Origin of the sequence: Sandaracinus amylolyticus (assembly GCF_021631985.1) — a bacterium.
GTDB classification, from domain to species: Bacteria; Myxococcota_A; Polyangia; order Polyangiales; family Sandaracinaceae; genus Sandaracinus; species Sandaracinus amylolyticus_A.
This window is the reverse complement of the sequence record NZ_CP070225.1, coordinates 9,010,179-9,031,021: the sequence shown is the minus strand read 5'-3', so window position 1 is coordinate 9,031,021 and position 20,843 is coordinate 9,010,179. Positions and strand designations below refer to the sequence as shown.

The 20,843-nt window shown below is 73.4% G+C and carries 22 protein-coding genes; 12 read left to right on the top strand and 10 right to left on the bottom strand.

Annotated elements, in window-relative coordinates; translation table 11 throughout:
• The first annotated feature begins 6 nt into the window (after positions 1–6).
• Positions 7–432 (top strand): hypothetical protein, encoded by a 426-nt coding sequence (locus I5071_RS38250; protein ID WP_236518324.1) that lies wholly within the window; start codon positions 7–9, stop codon positions 430–432.
• Here the strand turns inward: I5071_RS38250 and I5071_RS38245 are convergent.
• Genes I5071_RS38245 through I5071_RS38225 form a run of 5 tightly spaced genes read right to left on the bottom strand, consistent with a single transcriptional unit; the run spans position 415 to position 5,045 of the window.
• On the bottom strand, positions 415–1,128 hold the full coding sequence (locus tag I5071_RS38245; protein ID WP_236518323.1) for an ABC transporter ATP-binding protein: 714 nt from the start codon (positions 1,126–1,128) through the stop codon (positions 415–417). The genes I5071_RS38250 and I5071_RS38245 overlap by 18 nt on opposite strands.
• On the bottom strand, positions 1,125–1,886 hold the full coding sequence (locus I5071_RS38240) for an ABC transporter permease (RefSeq protein WP_236518322.1): 762 nt from the start codon (positions 1,884–1,886) through the stop codon (positions 1,125–1,127). The genes I5071_RS38245 and I5071_RS38240 overlap by 4 nt, the downstream gene beginning before the upstream one ends.
• Positions 1,883–2,626 (bottom strand): molybdate ABC transporter substrate-binding protein, encoded by a 744-nt coding sequence (gene modA, locus I5071_RS38235; protein WP_236518321.1) that lies wholly within the window; start codon positions 2,624–2,626, stop codon positions 1,883–1,885. Before modA ends, I5071_RS38240 begins: the two co-directional genes overlap by 4 nt.
• Positions 2,626–3,987 carry an alginate export family protein gene (locus I5071_RS38230; protein WP_236518320.1) on the bottom strand — a complete coding sequence of 454 codons (1,362 nt, stop codon included), beginning with the start codon at positions 3,985–3,987 and terminating at the stop codon, positions 2,626–2,628. The genes modA and I5071_RS38230 overlap by 1 nt, the downstream gene beginning before the upstream one ends.
• Positions 3,984–5,045: a substrate-binding domain-containing protein gene (locus tag I5071_RS38225; RefSeq protein WP_236518319.1), complete on the bottom strand. Its 1,062-nt coding sequence runs from the start codon at positions 5,043–5,045 to the stop codon at positions 3,984–3,986. Before I5071_RS38225 ends, I5071_RS38230 begins: the two co-directional genes overlap by 4 nt.
• 108 nt (positions 5,046–5,153) lie before the next feature.
• On the opposite strand from I5071_RS38225, the gene I5071_RS38220 reads away from it, so the two are divergent.
• Both I5071_RS38220 and I5071_RS38215 read left to right on the top strand, forming a co-directional pair.
• Positions 5,154–5,747, top strand: coding sequence for a dihydrofolate reductase family protein (locus I5071_RS38220; RefSeq protein WP_236518318.1), 594 nt, complete (start codon positions 5,154–5,156; stop codon positions 5,745–5,747).
• Positions 5,744–6,721, top strand: a complete 978-nt coding sequence (locus tag I5071_RS38215; RefSeq protein ID WP_236518317.1) for a sigma-70 family RNA polymerase sigma factor — start codon at positions 5,744–5,746, stop codon at positions 6,719–6,721. Before I5071_RS38220 ends, I5071_RS38215 begins: the two co-directional genes overlap by 4 nt.
• Here the strand turns inward: I5071_RS38215 and I5071_RS38210 are convergent.
• The gene (locus I5071_RS38210; RefSeq protein WP_236518316.1) at positions 6,712–7,671 is read right to left on the bottom strand and encodes an alpha/beta hydrolase; all 960 of its coding nucleotides are present in this window, start codon (positions 7,669–7,671) and stop codon (positions 6,712–6,714) included. The two genes, I5071_RS38215 and I5071_RS38210, sit on opposite strands and share 10 nt — an antisense overlap.
• A 131-nt stretch (positions 7,672–7,802) precedes the next feature.
• On the opposite strand from I5071_RS38210, the gene I5071_RS38205 reads away from it, so the two are divergent.
• Positions 7,803–8,420, top strand: coding sequence for a dihydrofolate reductase family protein (locus I5071_RS38205; RefSeq protein WP_236518315.1), 618 nt, complete (start codon positions 7,803–7,805; stop codon positions 8,418–8,420).
• Positions 8,421–8,675: 255 nt separating this feature from the next.
• On the opposite strand, the gene I5071_RS38200 is transcribed toward I5071_RS38205, so the two are convergent.
• Entirely contained in the window at positions 8,676–10,304 is a 1,629-nt protein-coding gene (locus I5071_RS38200; protein ID WP_236518314.1) for a hypothetical protein, read from the bottom strand.
• A 182-nt stretch (positions 10,305–10,486) separates the two neighbouring features.
• Between I5071_RS38200 and I5071_RS38195 the strand changes: the two genes are divergently transcribed.
• The 4 genes from I5071_RS38195 (at position 10,487) to I5071_RS38180 (ending at position 14,773) form a co-directional block, all read left to right on the top strand.
• Positions 10,487–11,272 carry a hypothetical protein gene (locus I5071_RS38195; protein WP_236518313.1) on the top strand — a complete coding sequence of 262 codons (786 nt, stop codon included), beginning with the start codon at positions 10,487–10,489 and terminating at the stop codon, positions 11,270–11,272.
• Positions 11,273–11,331: 59 nt separating this feature from the next.
• Positions 11,332–12,372 carry an aldo/keto reductase gene (locus tag I5071_RS38190; RefSeq protein ID WP_236518312.1) on the top strand — a complete coding sequence of 347 codons (1,041 nt, stop codon included), beginning with the start codon at positions 11,332–11,334 and terminating at the stop codon, positions 12,370–12,372.
• 104 nt (positions 12,373–12,476) lie between these two features.
• On the top strand, positions 12,477–13,172 hold the full coding sequence (locus I5071_RS38185; protein ID WP_236518311.1) for a hemerythrin domain-containing protein: 696 nt from the start codon (positions 12,477–12,479) through the stop codon (positions 13,170–13,172).
• A gap of 86 nt (positions 13,173–13,258) precedes the next feature.
• Positions 13,259–14,773 carry a hypothetical protein gene (locus I5071_RS38180; RefSeq protein WP_236518310.1) on the top strand — a complete coding sequence of 505 codons (1,515 nt, stop codon included), beginning with the start codon at positions 13,259–13,261 and terminating at the stop codon, positions 14,771–14,773.
• Between the two features lie 19 nt (positions 14,774–14,792).
• On the opposite strand, the gene I5071_RS38175 is transcribed toward I5071_RS38180, so the two are convergent.
• Positions 14,793–16,481, bottom strand: a complete 1,689-nt coding sequence (locus I5071_RS38175; protein ID WP_236518309.1) for a cation:proton antiporter — start codon at positions 16,479–16,481, stop codon at positions 14,793–14,795.
• A 167-nt stretch (positions 16,482–16,648) separates the two neighbouring features.
• Here I5071_RS38175 and I5071_RS46730 point away from each other — a divergent pair, with 167 nt between their 5' ends.
• The 4 genes from I5071_RS46730 (at position 16,649) to I5071_RS38160 (ending at position 20,065) form a co-directional block, all read left to right on the top strand.
• Positions 16,649–16,774 (top strand): hypothetical protein, encoded by a 126-nt coding sequence (locus I5071_RS46730; RefSeq protein WP_268921180.1) that lies wholly within the window; start codon positions 16,649–16,651, stop codon positions 16,772–16,774.
• Positions 16,775–16,840: 66 nt separating this feature from the next.
• Entirely contained in the window at positions 16,841–18,097 is a 1,257-nt protein-coding gene (locus I5071_RS38170) for a hypothetical protein (RefSeq protein ID WP_236518308.1), read from the top strand.
• Between the two features lie 7 nt (positions 18,098–18,104).
• Positions 18,105–18,773, top strand: a complete 669-nt coding sequence (locus tag I5071_RS38165) for a response regulator transcription factor (protein ID WP_236518307.1) — start codon at positions 18,105–18,107, stop codon at positions 18,771–18,773.
• Positions 18,770–20,065 carry a sensor histidine kinase gene (locus tag I5071_RS38160; protein ID WP_236518306.1) on the top strand — a complete coding sequence of 432 codons (1,296 nt, stop codon included), beginning with the start codon at positions 18,770–18,772 and terminating at the stop codon, positions 20,063–20,065. The genes I5071_RS38165 and I5071_RS38160 overlap by 4 nt, the downstream gene beginning before the upstream one ends.
• Here the strand turns inward: I5071_RS38160 and I5071_RS38155 are convergent.
• Both I5071_RS38155 and I5071_RS38150 read right to left on the bottom strand, forming a co-directional pair.
• Positions 20,062–20,526: a hypothetical protein gene (locus I5071_RS38155; RefSeq protein WP_236518305.1), complete on the bottom strand. Its 465-nt coding sequence runs from the start codon at positions 20,524–20,526 to the stop codon at positions 20,062–20,064. The two genes, I5071_RS38160 and I5071_RS38155, sit on opposite strands and share 4 nt — an antisense overlap.
• A 6-nt stretch (positions 20,527–20,532) precedes the next feature.
• Positions 20,533–20,796: a hypothetical protein gene (locus I5071_RS38150; RefSeq protein WP_236518304.1), complete on the bottom strand. Its 264-nt coding sequence runs from the start codon at positions 20,794–20,796 to the stop codon at positions 20,533–20,535.
• Between the last annotated feature and the right edge of the window lie 47 nt (positions 20,797–20,843).

Below are 20,843 nucleotides of genomic sequence, written 5' to 3'. Positions count from 1 at the left end.
CCGACGATGCACCGATCCTCGACAGCGCTGCTCGTCTCGCTGCTCCTCGCGGCGTGCACGACGCCGAGGCTCCTTCCGTTCGACGGCGGCGACGAGATGGACGCGCGCGCGAGCGACGGCGCGATCGACGCGCCGCCCGACGCGTGGATGTGCATCGAGGCGACGCGCGCCTGCGCGAGCGGGTCGGAGTGCTGTGGGGACCTGGCGTGCGCGTCCACCGCGACCTCGGGGCCCGAGCGCAGGGTGTGCTGCGGGCAGGCGACCCATCCCTGCTCGTTCCTCGACGGCGAGGACTGCTGCGGGCGGCTGATCTGCGCGACGACGTCGACCTCGGGCACCCGGAGGGTGTGCTGCGCGGAGTCGGGCCAGGCGTGCGACACGTCGACCGGGTGCTGCGGGACCAGCGTCTGCCGATCAGGCGTCTGCAGTTAGCTCGGCGACGAAGGGCGTCGCCGGGGCCGCGACGAGCTCGTCCCACGTGCCCTGCTGCACGATGCGTCCCGCCTCCATCACCGCGATGCGCTGGCCCAGCGCGCGCGCCTCGGCCGCGTCGTGGGTGACGACGATGCTGGGGATCGCGAGGGTGCGCAGCGTGGTCGCGAGGAAGTCGCGCACCTCGCGGCGAGCGCGGGCGTCGAGCGCGGCGAGCGGCTCGTCGAGGAGCAGCGCGCGCGGCGAGATCGAGAGCGCACGCGCCAGCGCGACGCGCTGGCGCTCCCCGCCCGAGAGCGTGCTCGGCCTTCGTGACGCGAGGTGCTCGATCCGGAGATCGCGCAGCACCTCGTCGACCCGGCGCGCCCGCTCGGCGCGCGGCAATGCGCTCGACACCGCGAACTCCACGTTCCCGCGCACGTCGAGGTGCGGGAAGAGCGCGTGGTCCTGGGGCGCGTAGCCGAGACGACGCGCCTCGACCGGCACATCGAGCGACGCGCTCGTGTCGAGCAGCACGACCCCACCGACCTCGACGCGCCCGCGCGTGACCGGCACCACGCCGAGCAGCAGCGAGAGCAGCGTGGTCTTGCCCGCGCCGTTGGGCCCGACGATCGCGAGCACGCCCGGTCCGGTGTCGAGCTCGACGTCGATCACCAGGCGCCCCACCCGCGCCTCGATGCGGGCATGCAGGCTCACGACGTCCGCCGCAGCAGCGTGCGCATCGCCACGAAGAGCACCGACGCGACGAGGACGAGCACGATCGACATCGCCTGCGCGGCGCGCAGGTCCGACTCCATCGCGGTGTAGATCGCGAGCGGCATCGTCTGGGTCACGCCCTCGAGGTTGCCCGCGAACATCAGGGTCGCGCCGAACTCTCCCAGCGCGCGCGCCCACGACATCGCCGCGCCCGCGAGCAGGCCCGGTGCCGCGAGGGGCAGCGCGACCCGCACCAGCACTCGCAGCGGCGACGCGCCGAAGGTGCGCGCCACGACGATCAGGCGCTCGTCCACCCGGCGGAACGCGCCGAGCGCGGCCTGCACGAAGAACGGGGCCGACACGAACACCTCGGCCATCACCACCGCGACCGTCGTGAACGCCGGCGATCCCAGCCACGACCCCACGAGCCCGCGACGGCCGAACGCGAGAAGGAGCGCGACCCCCGCGACCGCGGGAGGCACGACGATCGGGAGCTGCACGATCGTCTCGACGACGCGCGCCAGCGGGCCGCGCGCGCTGCGCAGCGCCCAGGCGAGCGGCGTCCCGAGCACCACGACGATCGCGAGGCTGACCAGCGTGGTGAGCAGGCTGAGCCGGAGCGCGGGCGCGACCAGCGGGCTCGCGAGTCCCGCTGCGAGATCGCTCGTGGTCGCGACCAGCGCGACCAGCGGAAGCACGAGGAAGATCGCGAGCGCGCCGCCGAGCGCGGCGACGAGCAGGTGCTGCGCGCGGCTCATGGCGCGAAGCCGTGCTCGGCGAGCACCTGCTGGCCGCGCTCCGAGCGGACGAGCTCGACGAATTCGCGCGCCAGCGTCGGGTGCGCGGGGTGCGACGTGATGGCGATCGGGTACTCGGCGATCACGTTTCGCTCGGGCGGGATGCTCACCACCCGCACGTCGTCGCCCGCGATGCGCGCGTCGGTCCGGTACACGATGCCGGCGTCGGCCTCGCCGAGGCGCACCTTCGCGAGCACCGCGCGCACGTCGAGCTCGTTCGACACGACGTGGGCCTCGACCTGCGCGCGGAAGTCGGCGGGCGCGCGCTCGAGGATGCGCCGGGTGTAGCGCCCGATCGGCACCGTCTCCGCGCCGATCACGATGCGTCCGGCCCCGGGCAGATCGTCGAACGAGCGCACCGGCACGTCGCGCCCCACGACGATCACCGGCTCGTTGCGCGCGAAGACGATCGGCGCTGCGACGTGCCCGGCGCGCACCAGCTCGTCCACGTGCTGCACGTCGGCGGACGCGAGCACGTCGGCGGGCGCGCCCTGCTCGATCTGCGCGCGCAGCTGCTGCGTCCCCGCGAACTGGAACGTGAGCTCGACGTCGGGATGCGCGCGCTCGAAGTCGTCGCCGATCTCGGTGAACGCATCGCGCAGCGAGGACGCCGCGAACACCACGAGGCGCTCCTCGCGTGGAGGCGCGCTGCACGCGGCGAGGAGGGCGATCACCAGGATCGCACGCAGGATGGTCGTCATCAGAGGCCCGTCGTGATCTGGCTGTAGACGTACGCGGCGGGCTCGGAGCGCACACCGGGACGCTCGCCGCGGAAGAGGCACGCCGCGCCGAGCTCGAGCGCGAGGTTGCGCGGGAACGGCTGCCACCGGACGCGCCCTTCGAGCTGCTGTCCGACGAACGCGCCGGAGAGCCCGCTCGGATCGCGCAGGCCCGCCGTGGTCCACGCATCGCGCGGCGACGCGAGCCACACGAGGCGATATCCGACGAAGGCGTCGATCGTGCGATCGGGCACGATCTCGACGCGTGCCCCCGGCGAGCTGACGTTGCTGCGCGCGATCGCGCCGTAGAGCCCGGTCGGTCCGAAGTCGAAGCGCCGCGCGCCGAAGAGCGGATCGAAGCGGTTGTTCGCGTCGTCGCTCGGCGACTCGTCACCGGTGGCGTAGTCGTACTGGAGCACGAGGCGCGGCGACCACGCGACCGCGAACCGATACCCGAGCGAGACGTGCCCCGAGAACGCGAGGTGCGAGAGGTCGTCGGTGTCGGTGGCCGCCGCGGTCGCGCGCGAGCGCCCGAGCTGGAGCATCAGCTCGAGCTGCAGATCGAGACGTTCGGGGGCGGGCGCGCGGAGCAGGCGGAGGCCCGGCGTGTAGAGTCGGCGATCCGACGAGGGCGCGGTCGCGCCGTCGCGTTCGTTCAGCTCGAAGAGGTAGGCCTCGACCTGCACGTCGAGCGCGAGCAGCGGCGTGCCGTAGACCACGCCCCAGAAGAGCGCGTCGAGGTTCTCGCGATCGAGCTCGATCGTGTTGTCGGCGAGCGCGCTCGCGTCGCTCGGCAGGCGCACCACCGGCACCACCGCGAAGAAGCGCACCGCGTGTCCGCTCGCGCTCGACCACGCGAGGTCGAGCCCGGTGAAGCTGTTGATGGTGTTGCGGAAGTCGTTGCGCGCGACGAGCCGCCGGCTGCCGACGTCGAGGGTCATGCGCCCGAGGGAGATCGCGAGGTGATCGCCGGGCTCGAGCGCGTTCGGGAGGCGCAGCGACGCGTATGCGCGCAAGAGCTCGAGCGCGTCGACGATCGTCGGGTTGAGCGGCGTCGGCTCGGTGGCGAATGCGCGCGAGTCCTGGGCCTCGACGGCGATCGAGAGCGGCTCGAAGCGCAGCTCCGCGGAGGCGAGCGTGCGCAGCGAGAGCGCGGTCGAGTCGCCGATCGCGGTCGCGCGGAAGTCGTTCGCGAGGTGCTCGAAGCGCGCGCGGTGCTCGAGCCCGAGGCCGAGCCACGATGGCGCCCCGACCGCCTCGACGAAGCGCCACGGACGGCGCTCGGTGGCTTGCGCTTGCGCGCTGCCCGCGACGAGCAGCACGAGGAGCGCGATCGCCCTCATGCCGCGCTCACCTCCGCGACGCGCGTGCCGCACGAGCTCACGTCGTAGCCCAGCGCCGCGAGCTCGCGGCGCGAGGGGCCCGCCGTCATCACGTCGAAGAAGCGCTCGACCCGCGGATCCGCGAGCAGCGCGCGCGGCACCACGAGGTCGTAGCGCTCCTCGGCGAGCGCGACGAAGTCGAGCCCGTACGCGATCGCCGCGTCGCGGGTCGCGATGCCGGCGTCGGCGGCGCCGAGCGAGACCGCGTGCGCGACCTCGAGGTGACCGCTCGCCTGGAAGCTCGGGGGCGCGCACCCCGCGTCGCGCAGCGCGCGATCGAGCAGGCGTCGCGCGCCCGAGCCGGGCTCGCGGGTGACGATGCGGATCCCCCGGCGCCCGAGATCGCCGGGCCCGCGGATCGTCTTCGCGCGCTCGGGCGCGATCACCAGCCCCGCCTCCCAGCGCGCGAGCGTGATCAGCACGAAGCGCCCCTCGCCCGCGTGGCGGCGCACGTCGGGCACGTTCGCCTCGCCGGTGCGGCCGTCGACGAGGTGCACGCCCGCGAGGTGGGTGCGGCGCGACGCGAGCGCCTCGAGCGCGCGGGTGCTCGAGCTCGGGATCCACACCACGCGCGACGATCGCGCGGCGAGGACGCCGAGCGCGGCGGCGCAGCCCATCACGATCAGGTTCTCCGCGCTCTCCGCGATCGGGCGCACCGGCTCGACGGCGACCCGGCCCTTCGCCGGCGCGCCCGCGATCCCGTCGGCCGCGCGCAGCGCGCCGCCGTGCAGCGCGTACGAGACCCAGCGCCCGCCGATCTTCGCGAGCGCGACCCGACCGGGACGCGTCGCGCCCCACGGCTCGGTCGAGATCGTCTGCTCGCTCGGCGCGGCCCCGAAGAGCTCCTCGACCGTCGTGTCGAGCACGCGCGCCAAGCGCAGCGCGACGTCGACGCCCGGCACCGCCCGTCCCGCCTCGATCGCGCCGATGCTCTGCCGCGAGAGGCTCGCCGCCGCGGCGAGCGCGATCTGGGAGAGCCCCCGCGCCTCCCGCAGCGCGCGCAGTCGGTTCGGAGACATGACAAGCGCTCCTTGCACGGCGGAACGCTTGCTTGTCAAGCACGGCAGGCGACCATCTTTTTTCGCCGGGCTCCGTATCCTCGCGCCGGTCTCGTTCGTTCTTCGGTCATGACGACCGAAGCACAGGCAGGCCGGCGGCTCTTCGTCTCGATGATCGTCTCGCTCGACGGCTACATCGAGGGCCCGAATCGCGAGCTCGACTGGTTCCACGACGGCGATCCGCAGTTCGAGCAGTACTGCGACGAGATGATCGACTCGGTGGGGCTCGCGATCTACGGGCGGCGCTCCTACGAGCTGATGTTCCGCTACTGGCCCGACGCCGAGCGCAACCCGCGCTCGCCCGCGGATCTCGCGTTCGCGCGCAAGATGAACGCGCTGCCGAAGATCGTGCTCTCGCGCACCCTCGAGCGCGCCGACTGGCAGAGCACCCGCGTGGTGCACGATCGGGTGGGCGAGACGATCCGCGAGCTCAAGCAGCAGCCGGGAAAGCCCATCGTCGCGTGGGCGGGGGCGGGCCTGGTGGCGACGCTGGGCGCGCTCGATCTCGTCGACGAGTACCGGCTGATCGTGCACCCGGTGCTGCTCGGCGGCGGGACCCCGATGTGGAAGGGCATCGAGCAGCGGCGCGGGCTGAAGCTGGTGCGCACGACCCAGCTCGGGCAGCGGCTCGTCGTGCTGTGTTACGAGCCCGATCGACGATGAAGAACGATCTCGTGGTCCTCGGCGACGGCGTGAAGACGTCGTGGCAGCGCTTCCTCGACACGTTCGAGCCGGTGCGGCCCGAGCTCCATCGATACTGCCGGCACCTCACCCGCAGCCCGTGGGACGCGGAGGACCTCGTGCAGGACACGCTCGCGCGCGCGTTCGTGACGCTGGGCACGATGTTCCACGAGGTGCCGCAGCCGCGCGCCTGGCTCTTCCGCGTCGCGTCGAACCTCTGGATCGACCGGGCCCGCCGCGCGCGGCGCGAGGTGCTCGGCGTGGAGCAGGACGACGTCGCGTCGAACTCGAGCGAGCCGCGCGCGATGCGTGAGGCCGCGGGCGCGCTGATGGTGCGGCTCGCACCGCAGGAGCGCGCGGCGGTGGTCCTCAAGGACGTGCTCGATCTCTCGCTCGAGGAGATCGCGGAGTCCCTCTCGACGACGGTGGGATCGGTGAAGGCAGCGCTGCATCGCGGACGAGGCAAGCTGGCGACCGACGACGAGCCGAGCGGACGCGCGCCCGCGCCCGGCGTGCTCGACGCGTTCCAGGAGGCGTTCGACGCACGCGACGTCGATCGCCTCGCGGCGCTCCTGCTCGACGGAGCGATCGTCGAGATCGTCGGCGTCGTGACCGAGTACGGCCCCGACATGCCGCGCGATCCGCGCACCGGATCGTTCGCGGGATCGCTCTCCCCGATCACCTACGACGAGCGCGGCGGCGTGCGGCCCGAGCATCTCGAGGGGTATCGCGGCGGCCTCGCGCGCTGCGAGGTGCGCACCCACCGCGGCGAGCCGATCCTCGTCTTCTGGTACGACCACGAGGACGGCCCGGCGGTGCGCGCGCTGATGACGGTCGAGACCGAGGGCGACCGCATCGCGCGGCTGCGCAACTACTTCTTCTCGCCCGACGTGATCGCCGAGGTGTGTCGCGAGCTCGGCCTGCCGTTCCGGGTGAACGGCTATCGCTACTGGTGAGCGCGGGTGCCGAGCGCGTTCTGCAGCACCTCGATCGCCTGCGCGGTCGCGGCCTTCGCGGCCTGGGTGTCGCGCAGCGGGTTGAGCATCATGAAGTCGTGGCAGATGCCGTCGTAGCGCACGGTCGTGACCGTCACGCCGGCCTCGCGCAGCTTCGCGGCGTAGGCCTCGCCCTCGTCGCGCAGCACGTCGGCCTCGTCGACGAGCAGGAACGCCGGGGGCAGGCCCTTCAGATCGTCGGCGCTCGCGCGCAGCGGCGACGCGGTGATCTCGGAGCGCTTCGCGACGTCGGGCGCGTACGCGTTCCAGAACCACTCCATGTTCTTCGCGGTGAGGAAGGGCCCGGCCGCGAACTGCGCGTAGCTCGGCGTGTTCATGCCGGCGTCGGTGACCGGGTAGTACATCGAGTGCTGCACGAAGCGCACGTCGCCGCGCTTCTTCGCGAGCAGCGCGACCGCCGCGGTCATGTTGCCGCCGACCGAGTCCCCCGCGATCGCCATGCGGCTCGCGTCGAGCCCGGCGCTCGCGCCCTCGCGCACGATCCATCGCGCGGTCGCGTAGACCTGCTCGATCGCGACCGGATAGTGCGCCTCGGGCGAGGGCGTGTACTCGACGAACACGACCGCGGCGCGCACGCCGACCGCGATCTCGCGCACCAGTCGATCGTGGGTCATGGCGTTGCCGAGGACCCAGCCGCCGCCGTGCACGTAGAGCACGACCGGCAGCGCGCCGGACACGCCCTTCGGCTTCACGATGCGCACCCGGACGTCGCCGACGTCGGCGGGCACGGTGATCCACCGCTCGTCGATCGCCGGTAGGTCGAGCGGGCCGGACTGCAGGCCGTCGAGCACCTTGCGCGCGTCGGTCGGCGAGAGCTGGTAGAGGAACGGCGGCTTCGAGGAGGCGTTCGCCAGGTCCTGCGCAGCCGGCTCGAGGACGATCTCAGGCATCGAGTGCTCCGTGCTGAATCACCCGTGAGGTTGGTCCCGAAGCAGGGCACACAAGCGACGCGAAAAAGATCGCGAGCGATGTCGGATCCCGCGCCGCCCGTTCGTCGTGTCTACGAGGAAGCGAGGACGCGATGGGAAAGCTGACGGTGACGACGTTCGTGACGCTCGACGGCGTGATGCAGGGACCCGGCGGGCCCGAGGAGGACCCGCGCGGAGGGTTCACCCACGGCGGCTGGGTGGTGCCCCACTTCGACGACGCGATGGGCGCGTTCATCGTCGACGTGTTCTCGCGCGCCGACGCGTTCCTGCTCGGTCGCTTCACCTACGACACGTTCGCCGGACACTGGCCGAAGGTGACCGACCCGAACGACCCGATCGCGACGAAGCTCAACGCGCTGCCGAAGCACGTCGCGTCGCGAACGCGGCGCGAGGCGTCGTGGAACGCCTCGAGCGTGATCCAGGGCGACGTGATCGAGGCGGTCGCCGCGCTGAAGCAGAAGTACGCGCGCGAGCTCCAGGTGCACGGCAGCGCGGGGCTGCTGCAGACGCTGCTGCGGAGCGATCTGATCGACGAGCTCAACGTGCTGCAGTTCCCGATCGTGCTCGGGAGCGGCCGTCGTCTCTTCGAGCCCGGCGTGGCGCCGACCGCGCTGGCGATGGTGCGCTCGAGCACGAGCCCGAGCGGCGTGGTGATGAGCGTGTACCGGCGGATCGGGAAGCCGACCTACGGATCGTTCGCGCTCGAGTGACTGAAAAATCGGCTCGCCCGCAGGTCCCTACCGTCCGCGCGCTCCGCGCGCTCCCGTACGCGACCCGCGGGACGAGCACTCCGGTTGAGCATCGGCTCGCCCGCAGGTCCCTACCGTCCGCGCGCTCCGCGCGCTCCCGTACGCGACCCGCGGGACGAGCACTCCGGTTGAGCATCGGCTCGCCCGCAGGTCCCTACCGTCCGCGCGCTCCGCGCGCTCCCGTACGCGACCCGCGGGACGAGCACTCCGGTAGGCTCAGAGACCCGCGAACGTGGTCGCTTCACGCGGTGAGATCACCGCGCCATCGAGCGACATCGTCGCGGCGCGCAGCCGCAGGCGGCCGCCTGCCCCACCCCCGCCACCGGCGTTGTCGAGGCTGCCGCTCGCATCGGCGCCCGCGACGCCGGTGAGCGCCCCGCTCGCGCCGCCGGCGCCGCCCGACGCGCCCTCGCCGCTGCCGGTGCCGCCTCGCGCGACCCGCGCCGCGGTCTGACCGGGCTCGCCGTCGGCGCCGCGACGCGAGAGATCCGCGCCCGCACCGCCGCCGCCTCCGTTCGCGACGAGCGCGCCGTGCACGTCGAGGGTGCGCGCCTCGAGCAGGATCGCGCCGCCCGCGCCGCCGCCGCCCGCGCCGTCGTCGAGCGATCCGCCGCGCCCGCCGCCGCCCGCGCAGTCGATCGCACCGCCCGCCGCGATCACGATGGAATCCGCGACGATCTGCACCGCGCCGCCGCCTCCGCCGCCCTCGCCCGGCGCATCGGATCCGCCACCGGCCGCCCCTCCGCTGCCCCCCGAGAGCGGCGCGAGATCGTCGTCACCACACCGCGCTCCGGCGGCGCCACCACGTGTGCTCCCATGATCGCCCCCCTCGCCGCCCGTCGCGGCGTGCCCCCCGCCCCCACCACCGACATCCGTCGAGCTCGGCCCCGCGCCGCCTCCACACGGACCACGCCCCGCGCGCGACGACTCGGTGCCGCCCGCGAACCCACCGGGCCCGGGATCCGCGCCGTCGGCGTCGGCATCGAGCCGCCCTTCGATCCGCGCCGCGCCGTTCACCGCGAGCACGAGCGCCGTGCTGCCCACCACGCGGAGCTCCGCGCCCGCTTCGATCCGCAGCGAGCCCAGCGAGACGATCATCAGATCGGGCGCGCCACCGAGCTGCGGCAGCCACGAGATCACCGCGCCCGCAGGCCTCCGGTTCGAGCCGTCGGAGAGGCGCTCGATCGTCCCGATGTCGGTGTCGATCAGCACCACGGAGTCGGAGGCGCGCACCACGAGCTCGGCCGCGCCGATCGACACCAGCGTCGGCGGGATGTTGCTCGGGATGAGCTCGCCCGGAGGTGCACCGGCGTCGGTCCCGGCGTCGATCGGGGGAGGCGGCACGCCGCCGTCGCGCGCGCCGGCATCGCTCTCGATGCCCGCGTCGAGCACGACCTCACCCGCGTCGTCGCCGGGCGCGATCGGACCGCCGCACACGCCGGCGCGGCAGCTCGTCGGGTCGCACGTCGACTGGGACGTGCGCTCCGCGACGACGACCACGACGTGCGCGTCGTCCGTGGGCAGCACCATCTGCGTGCATCCCTCGGCGTACACCGCGCACGACGCATCGGAGACCTGCACGCGGAAGCCGTAGGTGCCCGGCGGCAGCGGCGCGATCGGCGCGCCCTGCTCGCGCACGTCGAACGCGTCCTGGTGCAGCACGCTCCCGCGGCAGCTGCCGTCCGACACCGTCACCGACACGCGCACCGCGCGCTGCGCGAGCGACGCGCTCGCGAACGAGATCTCGAACGTGGCGCGCCGCGGCGACGCACACCCGAGCACACCGAGCAACGCGAAGGCCGCGAGCACGGTCGTCCGGATCGATGGCTCGAGAGGCTGGCGCATCGCTCGACGACGACGCTCGTGCAGCGCGCATGCCTCGGCACGAGCGTCGCTACGTGCGTCACGGTGCGATGACGCGATCCACTTCGATCATCGGCGAAGACGCGCTCGAATCGTGGTGCCCGACGGGCGCGATCACGAGGGACGGATCGCGCTCCGCTCCCGCCCGGAGCGCGCTCGGCTCCGTGTGGCTCGTGGTCGTGACGGCGCTCGTGTGCGACGTGTCGAGCGCTTCGGCGCAGGCGTGGGAGTCCGAGGCGATCGAGCTCGCGCGCGCCGGTCGCGCGAGCGAAGCGATCGAGCGTCTCGAGCACGCGGAGTCGGACGAGGTGCGCGCGCGAGGCGAGCTGGTGACGCTCCACGCGCTGCGCGCGGAGCTCCGCGACGCGCTGGGCGCGCACGACGCGGCGCGGATCGATCTGCGCCGTCTCGCAGCGCTCGAGCCGGGTCGCGATCTGCCCGCGAGCGCGACGCTCGAGCTGCGACGTGCGCTCGACGAAGAGCGCGCCGCGCTCGGTGGCGGCCTCGCGATCGACGTGGACGTGCAGCGGGCCGCCGGGCGCGCGGTGGTGCGCGTCCATGCGCGCCATGCGCCGAACGGGCTCGTGCAGGACGTGCGCGTCAGCGCGCGCAGCGCGCGCGATGGACGGTGGCAGGTGCTGCACGGCGACGAGGTGACGGTCCCGGTCGAGCCGCTCGACACGCTCGAGCTCGCGGTCGAGCTCCTCGGTCCGCGCGGCATCGTCCTCGCGACGCGCGGCACCGCGTCGAGCCCCGAGCGCTTCGCGGGCACACCCGCCGGCGAGGTCGCGACGACCGAGCCCAGCGGCGGTGACGACACGCTGGTGTGGGTGGTCGGCGTGTCGGTCGGCGTGCTCGTCGTGACCGCGGCCGTGCTCGGGCTGGTGTCGACGGTGGGCTCGCAGCAGAGCGATCACACCGCGGTCGACGGGCCGATCGTGCGCTTCTGATCGCCGCCGTTGCGGTCGCCTCCTCGCGGCTCCAGATGCGCCGCCCACAGGAGGATCGGATGGAGCACAGACTGCTCGGCGGCTCGGGCCTGAAGGTGCCGGTGCTGACGCTCGGGACCGGGACGTTCGGCGGCACGAACGAGTTCTTCCGCGGCTTCGGCCAGAGCGACGTCGCCGAAGCGACACGGCTCGTCGACGTGTGCCTCGACGCGGGGCTCACGATGTTCGACACCGCCGACGTCTACTCGAGCGGCGTCTCCGAGGAGATCCTCGGCCAGGCGATCCGCGGCCGTCGCGATCGCGTGCTCATCTCCACGAAGGCGACGTTCCGCAACGGCACGGGCCCCAACGACGTGGGCTCGTCGCGCCACCACCTCGTGCGCAGCGTCGACGCCGCGCTGCGACGCCTCGGCACCGACTACGTCGACCTCTTCCAGCTCCACGGCTTCGACGCGCTCACGCCGATCGAGGAGACGGTGAGCACGCTCGACGCTCTCGTGCGCGCCGGGAAGATCCGCTACGTCGGCTGCTCGAACTTCTCGGGCTGGCACCTGATGAAGTCGCTCGCGATCGCCGAGCGCCACGGCTGGGCGCGCTACGTCGCGCAGCAGGCGTTCTACTCGCTCGTGGCGCGCGACTTCGAGTGGGAGCTGATGCCGCTCGCGATCGATCAGCGCGTCGGCACCGTGGTGTGGAGCCCGCTCGGATGGGCGCGCCTCACCGGCAAGATCCGGCGCGGTCAGCCGCTCCCCGAGACGAGCCGCCTGCGCAACGAGGCGACGCGCGCCGGTGGCCCGCAGATCCCCGAGGAGCACCTCTATCGTGTGGTCGACGCGATCGACGAGGTCGCGCGCGAGACCGGCAGGACCGTGCCGCAGATCGCGATCCGCTGGCTGCTCCAGCGCCCGACGGTCTCCACGATCGTGATCGGCGCGCGCGACGAGGCCCAGCTGCGACAGAACCTCGGCGCGCTCGGCTGGTCGCTGAGCGACGCGCAGATGGCCAAGCTCGACGCGGCGAGCGCGACGCCGCGCCCGTATCCGTACTGGCACCAGGAGCAATTCGCCGAGCGCAATCCGCCGCCCGTGCCGCGCGAGTGATCTCTTCAGGTCCGTTAGGAAGCTCGTAGGAAACGGATCGATCCACGCCGGGCCAATCCACTCGCGTCCCGCATCGACACCGCGGGCGAGGAGACCGAGAGGCCATGACGACGACGACGACTTCGCACCCGCGCCCGAGCTTCTACCGCGAGGTCCACAAGGGCATTCGCATGATGCTGGGCGCGCTGGTCGAGCGCGCCGGTCGCACCGACTTCGCCGAGGCCGCGAGCGTCGCGCGCCTGCGCAACGAGACCGTCGAGATCTTCGCGCTGCTCGAGGCGCACGCGCACCACGAGGACGAGCACGTCGGCCCGCTGCTCCGCACCCACGCGCCCGCGACCGCGGCCGACCTCGGCGCGGCGCACGTCGAGCACCACGAGCGCATGCGGCTGATGATCTCGACGCTCGTCGCGGCCGAGCGCGGTGGCGCGCGCGCCGCGGATCTCGGGCACGAGCTCGTGGTCGCGCTCTCGCGCTTCGCGGGCGAGCTCGCGATCCACATGGCGGACGAGGAAGAGATCGCGATGCCGGCGCTCTGGAACGCGCTGAGCGACCCGGAGCTCGAGGCGGTGCACCACGCGCTGGTGCGCTCGATCCCGCCCGAGACCGCGTTCGCGTTCTACCGCTGGATGCTGCCCGCGATGAGCATGCCGGAGCGAACGCGGATGCTGACCGCGATGCGCACCGGCGCGCCCCCGCAGGTCTTCGACGCGGTGGTCGCGCTCGCGGCCCGGGTGCTGAGCGCGGAGGACTTCGCGGCCCTCGCGCCGGTGATGGGGCGCGTGTCCCACGCAGCGTGAGCGATCGCGTTTGACACGTCGCGTCATGCGAGCGACGTTGTCCGACCGTGCCTCACAAGTCCGCTCCGAGTGGTCGCCCATCGTCGTTGTTCGGCCTTTTCGCGATCGCGCTCACCGTGGGTGGTTGTGCGCGGGGCGGCGCGGATGGCCTGGATGGGGGGCGCGTTCCATCCATCGACGCCGCACCTGCGAGCGACGCGGGGGAGGCCGAGGACGCGGCGAGCGACGACGCGGGCGAGGTCGGGAGCGACGACGCGGGCGAGATCGATGCGTCGAGCGAGATGCCCGACGCATCGACCCTCGACGCAACGACGCCGGTGGTCGACGCGGGGACCGACGCCGGCACGATCGATCGCTGCGCGAGCGTCGACTGCGGCGGCCTCGACGGCCCGTGTGTGGTCGGCGTGTGCAACCCGGTGAGCGGCGCGTGCCGCACCGAGCCGCGTGCCAACGGCACCGGCTGCGACGACGGGGATCGCTGCACCACGAACGACGCGTGCAGCGCCGGCGCCTGCCACGGCACCGCGCTCGACTGCACGTCGCTCGACGGGCTCTGCGCCCGCGGCACCTGCAACGCCGCGACCGGCGCGTGCGTCGCGACGCCGGTGACCGACGGCACGTCCTGCGATCCCGACGCGACCGACTGCGTGAGCCAGACCTGCCGCGCCGGCACCTGCAGCGCCACGACCGCGAACGACTGCACCACGTGCGGCGGCGGCGTGTGCGCCGCGGGGACGTGCGGCGCGGCGCCCTCGACGCTGCACTACGGCTTCGAGTCGGGCCTGCCCGGCGGATGGACCGTGGGCGGCGGCGGTGGCGGCTGGGTGATCGACGGCTCGCGGGTGTTCGCGGGCGCGATGGCCGCGCGCAGCGGCGCGACCGGGCACGGTGGCACGTCGTGGATGCGCGCGAGCATCACGGTGCGCGAGCGCTCGCTGGTCACGTTCCGTCTCTCGACGTCGAGCGAGCGCAGCTGGGACTGGCTCTACGTCGCGGTCGACGGGGTCGATCAGTGGGGCTGGTCGGGTGACACCGCGTGGATGCAGGCCGCGGTGGTGATCCCCGCGGGGACCCACGTCGTCGAGTGGCGCTACGAGAAGGACGACGAGACCTCGCAGGGCAGCGATCGCGTGTGGATCGACGACGTGCGCGTCGAGCACCTCCAGCCGAGCGCGGGCTTCGAGAGCGGCGTGATGCCGACCGCGTTCACGACCTCGAGCACGACCGGCTGGCTCGTCGACGGCAGCAGCACGCACGCCGGTGCCTTCGCGGCGCGCAGCGCGGCGGTGGGCCACTCGGGCACGTCGACGCTCTTGCGGATCGTGACGCTCGCGGCGGCGGGCGAGCTCTCGTTCTGGGTGCGCACCTCGACCGAGCGCACGTACGACGTCCTCGAGCTCCTGGTCGACGGCACCGCGCGCGGCGAGTGGTCGGGCGAGACCGCGTGGACGCGCGTCGCGCTCGCGCTGAGCGCGGGCGAGCACGTGATCGAGTGGCGTTACTCGAAGGACAGCAGCCAGACCGGCGGCTCGGACCGCGTGTGGATCGACGACGTCGTGACCGGCGAGACCGCGGGCAGCGGCGCGATCTGCGGGCCCTGACCGCGAGAGCGCGTCGCGATCAGATGCTCTGCGCGAGCTCCTCGCGGACGCGGTCGCGCGTCCGATCGAGCTGCTCGCGCGTCGCGCCGAGGCCCTCGAGCAGCACCTCGGTCATCGCGAGCGCGACCTCGGCCTCGGCGGTGACCACCACGTCGGCGCCCGCCTGGCGCGCCGCGCTCGCCTCGGAGAGGTACGGCGCGCGCGCGATGACGCGGAGCGCCGGGCTCAGGTCGCGCGCGGCGCGGATCACCGCGTCGGCGGGCGTGCCCACCGCCGCGAACACCAAGCCGCGCGCGGTGCGCACCCCGGCCTGCTCGAGCACTTCCTTCTGCGCCGCATCGCCGTAGATCGCGCGAACGCCCTCCTCGCGCAGCGCGCGCACCGTCTCGAGGTTCAGCTCGATCACCGTCGCCGCGACGCCGTTCTCGCGGAGCAGGTGCACGAGCGTCTTCCCGACCGGACCGCAACCGACGACGATCACCGGGTGCTCCGACGGCTCGAGCGGCGCGACATCGGGCTCGGAGCTCGTCTCGGGCCAGCGCGCGGCGATCCGCGGAAGCACGCGGAACACGAACGGATTGAGCGCGATCGTGATGATCGACGTCGCGACCATCACCTGCATCGCGCTCGGCGGCAGGAGACCGAGCTCGCCGCCGAGCACCGCGACGATGAACGAGAACTCGCCGATCTGCGCGAGCGCGAGCCCGACGGTCAGCGCGGTGCGCCGCGGTCGCCGCAGCACCCGCACGACGAAGTACGCCGCGAGCGGCTTGGCGATCAGCACGACCGCGAGCGTGGCGAGGATCGGCAGCGCGTTCGTCGCGAGCTCGCTCGGGTCGAGCAACATCCCGACCGACACGAAGAAGAGCACCGCGAACGCGTCGCGCATCGGCAGCGCCTCCGACGCCGCGCTGGTGCTGAATTCCGACTGCCCGACGACCATGCCCGCGAGGAACGCGCCGAGCGCCATCGACGCGCCGAAGACCACCATCGAGCCCACCGCGATGCCGAGCGCGATCGCGAGCACCGTGAGCGTGAAGAGCTCGCGCGAGCGGGTGCGCGCGACCCGCGCGAGCAACCAGGGCAGCGCGCGCCGACCGACGACCATCGTGAACACGACGAGCACCGCGAGCTTCAGGATCGCCGCGGCGAGGGCCCACAGGACGTCCCCGGCGCCCTGCGCCTCGCCCGAGCCGAGCACCGGCATCAGCACGAGCACGACGACCGTGAAGAGGTCCTCGACGATCAGCCAACCGACCGCGAGGTGCCCCGCGGGCGTGTGCAGCGCGTCGTTGTCCGAGAGCACGCGCGTGAGCACGACGGTGCTCGCGACGGAAATCGCGACACCGAACACCAGCCCTGCGGCGATGCTCCACCCGAACGCGATCGCGACGAGCACGCCGAGGCCGGTCGCCACCGCGATCTGCACCACCGCGCCGGGAATCGCGACGGCGCGCACCGCGATCAGATCGCGCGCGTGGAAGTGCAGCCCGACGCCGAACATCAGGAGCACGACGCCGAGCTCGGCGAGCTGCTCCGCGATGTGAGTGTCGGCGACGAAGCCCGGTGTGAACGGGCCGATCGCGACCCCGGCGAGGAGGTAGCCGACGATCGGCGAGACACCGAGCCGCTGCGCGCCGAGGCCCGCGAAGAGCGCGGCGACGAGGCCGCCGGTGATGGTGAAGACGAGAGGGAGCTCGTGAGGCATGCGTCGGCGCTCGTGCGCAGATAGGGCGCACGAGCGACCGGGACAAGCGCGAACACCACCGCCGACCCATCGGTAATTCCGATGGGATCCGCGCGTTTCTCCGGGAATGGACGACCGACGGCGGAGCCCCAGATCCGATCATTCACTGGTCGCGAAAGGAGCTGGAGGTGCCCGACGCGCGCTCCCCGTTCGTGGTCCGAGTCGTGTTCTTGCTGGTGGCCACCGTCGTGGGCGCCGGCGTGCTGCGCGTCTGCGCGCCGACCGCGATCGCGGTCGAGACCGCCGCCGAGTGATCGGCGCTCCACCGGGCCTCCACAGGTGCTCGCCATGCTCGCTCCCCGTGACGACGGAGGAGCCCGATGCGACGCACGCTGATCCTGGTGGCCGTGATGCTCGCGGCCTGTGACCACCCATCGGACGACGCGACGCCCGACGGCGGCGCGCCGCTCGCGCCGAGCTACCACGAGCACGTGCGCCCGATCCTCGCGCGTCACTGCGCGGGCTGCCACGTCGAGGGCGGGATCGCGCCGCTCGCGCTCGACACCTACGACGCGGTGCGCCCGCTCGCGGCCCGCATCGCCGAGGTGACGCGCGCGCGCACGATGCCGCCCTATCCCGTCGACGGCTCGGGCGAGTGCAACACGTTCCGCGGCGCGCGATGGCTGAGCGACGACGAGCTCGCGACGCTCGAGCGATGGCACCACGACGGTGCGCCCGAGGGCGATCCCAGCACGCCTCCGCCGGCGCCGATCGCGCTGCCGCGGCTCGAAGGCGACGTCCGCACGCTCGACATCGGCGTCGAGTACCAGCCGCGCACCGATCGACCCGATGACTACCGGTGCTTCTTCGTCGACGCGCCGGCCACCGAGGACACCTACTACGTGACCGGGTTCGACGTGCACCCGGGCAACGCGCGCGTCGCACACCACGTCATCGTCTTCCATCCCGCGAGCGACGACGAGGTCGTCGCGGCGCGCGCGCTCGACGACGCCGATCCCGCGCCGGGCTACGAGTGCTTCGGCGCGTCGGGGGTGCGGGCCAGCGCGGTGGCGGCGTGGGCGCCCGGCGGTGGCGCGACGTTCTACCCCGACGGGACCGGCGTGCAGCTCCGCGGCGGGCGGCCGCTGATCGTGCAGATGCACTACAACACCCTCGCGAGCGACGGCGCGCCCGACCGCACCCGCGTCGACGTCGCGGTCGCGACGAGCGGCGTCACGCCGGGCCGCTTCCTACCGCTCGCCGATCTCGCGCTCGAGCTACCGCCGCGCGAGGAAGAGGTGACGTGGAGCACCACGCTCCGCGTCTCCGATCACACCACGGTCCGCACGCCGTTCCGCGTGCGCGGCGTGTTCCCGCACATGCACACGCTCGGGCGCACGCTGCGGATCGACGTGGAGCGCGCGGACGCGTCGCGCGAGTGCCTGGTCGACGTGCCGCGCTGGGACTTCGACTGGCAGATGCTCTACTTCTACGAGGGCTCGGGCATGCTCGTGCAGCCCGACGACGCGATCACGATCCGATGCACCTACGACACGCGCGATCGCGAGAGCACGACCACGTGGGGCGAGGGCACGATGGACGAGATGTGCGTCACGGGCCTCTTCGTCACGCTGTGAGGCAGGGATGAGCTCGCGCATCCTGGTGGTGGAGGACGATGCGAGCGTCGCGGCGACGGTGGTGCGCGGCCTGCGTGCGGCGGGCTTCGAGGTGGAGCTCGCGACCGACGGCGAGCTCGCGCTGAGCGCGATCGAGCGCGAGCGGTTCGACGCGGTGGTGCTCGACCTCGGGCTCCCGAGGCTGCGCGGCGACGCGCTCCTGCCGCGCTGCGCGGAGCGCGATCTCGTGGTGGTGGTGCTCACCGCGGACGGCGAGCTCCCGACGCGCCTCGCGTGCTTCGCGAGAGGAGCCGCGGACTTCCTGGCGAAGCCGTTCTTCATGGAGGAGCTGGTGGCGCGGCTCCGGGCGCGGATGCGCGGGCGCGACGCGGCGCCGCGCATCGCGTGGGACGGCGTCGAGCTCCAGGTCGATCGGCGGATGATCCTGCGCGACGGCGTCGCGCTCCCCGTCACCGCGGCGGAGATGGACCTGCTGGTCTATCTCGCGCGGCGCGCGGGACGTCCGGTGTCGCGCGCTGCGCTCGCCGAGCACGCGCTGCCCTCCGACGCCGTGCCCTCGGAGCGCACGATCGACTCGCACGTCGCGCACCTGCGACGGAAGCTCGGCCCGGCCGGGCGCGCGATCGAGACGGTCTGGTCGGTGGGCTATCGGTTCAACCCGCCGAGCACGTCGTGACCCGGATCCTCGGAGTGCGCGCGCTCGTGCTCGCGGTGCTCGCGTCGGCGGTGGGGCTCGGCGCAGGCATCGGCGCGGCGCGCGTGCTCTCTCGCGCCAGCGAGCGCGACGCATCGGACGCGCTGCGCGCGATCGCGACCGACGAGATCGCGGCGTGCGAGCAGGATCCTGCGTCGTGGGCGAGCGACGGCGAGCCGCGCACGTTCGCGTACGACGCGCGCACGCTGCGATCCGCGAACCGCTCGGCGCCCGAGTACGCGGGCCCACGCGATCTGCCGCTCGGGACGATCGACATCCGCGCCGCGGCCACGCCCTTCGGCGCGACGACGATCGTGCTGCGCGCGCGCAACGAGGGTCCCTGCGCGATCCTCCAGCGGCGCTGGCCGCGACGCGTCCGCGGCAACACCGTCGCGTCGGTCGGCGCCGCGGCGATCGCGCTCGGGCTCGCGCTCACCACGGCCCTCGGAGTGGCCCTGATGGTGCGCCCGACCATGCGCTCGATCGAGCGCGTCGCCACGTCGGCGCACACCGTCGGCGATCCCGACGGATATCGCGCGCCGCGGGACCTCGAGCCGCGCGAGCTCGAGCACATCGTCGACGCGCTCGCGACCTCGCACCGGCGCATCACCGCCGCCGACGCGCGCGCCCGCGATCGGGTGCGCGCGCTCGAGCAGCACCTCACCGAGATCGCGCACGACTTCCGCACGCCGCTCACGGCGCTGCAGCTCTGCGTCGAGGAAGCGAGCGGCCACGCGCAGGGCGACGACACGCGCCGCGCGCTCACGACCGCGCTCCAGGAGAGCGTGTACCTCACCGGCCTCACCGAGAACCTGCGGCTCAGCGCGCGCCGGCGCGAGACCGGCACGTACGGCGGCGAGGCCGCGGTGGTCGATCTGCGCGACGTCGTGGAGCGCGTCGCCGCGCGCGCGGGGGTGCTCGCGCGGCGCAAGGGCATTCGCTTCGAGGTGCGTCTGCCCGACGCGCCGTTGCCTGCACGTTGCGCCTCGCTGGCGGTCGAGCGTGCGATCTCGAACGTCGTGGAGAACGGCGTCGTGCACGGTCGCGCCGACAGCGCGGTCACGATCGGGCTCGTGGCCGAGGCTGATCACTTCGAGCTCGTGGTGCAGAGCGACGACGCGGCGGGCGAGGGCGCGACCGCGCGCGCGGGCAGCGGCCTGGGGCTCGGGATCACCCGCGGCGTGTGCGACGAAGCAGGGTGGTCCTTCGAGCTCGCGCACGAGAGCGACGCGACGATCGCGATGATCCGAGGCGCGCGCGAGCGCGACGCCTAGCTCATCGCGGTGCGCGCTGCGCGCTGCGCCATGACGATCGCCCGGCGCGCGTAGCCGGCGTGCTCCGCGAGCTCGTGATCATCGTAGAGCGTCGCGAGATCGTCGGCGCACGACTCGGCGGCGTTCGCCGCGGCGAGGCGCAGCTCGGGCTGGGCGTGACGATCGATCGCGAGCCCGAGCAGGCGCGTGAGGGCGTCGGAGAGCGCGCGCTCGGCCGCGGCGTGCGAGCCCGCGGCGCGCTCGAGCGAGGCGAGGCGATGCGCCGCGAGCGCGAACGCGCGCACCGCGGCGCGCCCCGACGCGATCGGACGGCGCGCATCGACGACGTCGAGCAGCCCCGAGAGGGCGCGCTTGGCGCGGTTCGCCTCGACGAGACGCGCGCGCGCGAGGTGCTCGACCAGCGGCATCGAGCAGGGGTGCTCGGCGAACGCGGGGAACGAAGGCAGCAGCTCGGTGCGCATGCGCGTTCACTCCGCGGCGTCGGCGAGGGTGTCGACGTCGACGCCGTGGGCGCGACGGGCGCGGGTGAGCAGCGCCGCGAACGCGAGGTCGTCGGACGTGGTGCGGGGCGCGGCGGCGACCCGGGCGAGCGCCGCGGTCGCGAGCGCGCGCGCCGCGTGGCGCATCCCGAGCGACTGGGCTTCGTCGGCGAGCTCGATCAGGGCGCGCGCGCAGCGACGCGCGGAGTCGGACGTGGGCGCAGAGCGGTCGGGGGTACGCGGATCGGACAAGGCGGCCTCCTTCCCTCGGACGAGCAGGAAGCTGCGCTAGTTGAGAA

Excerpts from the sequence above, each read along its gene's own strand:
- I5071_RS38250 (WP_236518324.1), top strand. The coding sequence starts at position 7 with ATGCACCGATCCTCGACAGCGCTGCTCGTCTCGCTGCTCCTCGCGGCG.
- I5071_RS38240 (WP_236518322.1), bottom strand. The coding sequence starts at position 1,886 with ATGAGCCGCGCGCAGCACCTGCTCGTCGCCGCGCTCGGCGGCGCGCTC.
- modA (WP_236518321.1), bottom strand. The coding sequence starts at position 2,626 with ATGACGACCATCCTGCGTGCGATCCTGGTGATCGCCCTCCTCGCCGCG.
- I5071_RS38230 (WP_236518320.1), bottom strand. The coding sequence starts at position 3,987 with ATGAGGGCGATCGCGCTCCTCGTGCTGCTCGTCGCGGGCAGCGCGCAA.
- I5071_RS38225 (WP_236518319.1), bottom strand. The coding sequence starts at position 5,045 with ATGTCTCCGAACCGACTGCGCGCGCTGCGGGAGGCGCGGGGGCTCTCC.
- I5071_RS38220 (WP_236518318.1), top strand. The coding sequence starts at position 5,154 with ATGACGACCGAAGCACAGGCAGGCCGGCGGCTCTTCGTCTCGATGATC.
- I5071_RS38215 (WP_236518317.1), top strand. The coding sequence starts at position 5,744 with ATGAAGAACGATCTCGTGGTCCTCGGCGACGGCGTGAAGACGTCGTGG.
- I5071_RS38210 (WP_236518316.1), bottom strand. The coding sequence starts at position 7,671 with ATGCCTGAGATCGTCCTCGAGCCGGCTGCGCAGGACCTGGCGAACGCC.
- I5071_RS38205 (WP_236518315.1), top strand. The coding sequence starts at position 7,803 with ATGGGAAAGCTGACGGTGACGACGTTCGTGACGCTCGACGGCGTGATG.
- I5071_RS38200 (WP_236518314.1), bottom strand. The coding sequence starts at position 10,304 with ATGCGCCAGCCTCTCGAGCCATCGATCCGGACGACCGTGCTCGCGGCC.
- I5071_RS38190 (WP_236518312.1), top strand. The coding sequence starts at position 11,332 with ATGGAGCACAGACTGCTCGGCGGCTCGGGCCTGAAGGTGCCGGTGCTG.
- I5071_RS38185 (WP_236518311.1), top strand. The coding sequence starts at position 12,477 with ATGACGACGACGACGACTTCGCACCCGCGCCCGAGCTTCTACCGCGAG.
- I5071_RS38175 (WP_236518309.1), bottom strand. The coding sequence starts at position 16,481 with ATGCCTCACGAGCTCCCTCTCGTCTTCACCATCACCGGCGGCCTCGTC.
- I5071_RS38170 (WP_236518308.1), top strand. The coding sequence starts at position 16,841 with ATGCGACGCACGCTGATCCTGGTGGCCGTGATGCTCGCGGCCTGTGAC.
- I5071_RS38165 (WP_236518307.1), top strand. The coding sequence starts at position 18,105 with ATGAGCTCGCGCATCCTGGTGGTGGAGGACGATGCGAGCGTCGCGGCG.
- I5071_RS38155 (WP_236518305.1), bottom strand. The coding sequence starts at position 20,526 with ATGCGCACCGAGCTGCTGCCTTCGTTCCCCGCGTTCGCCGAGCACCCC.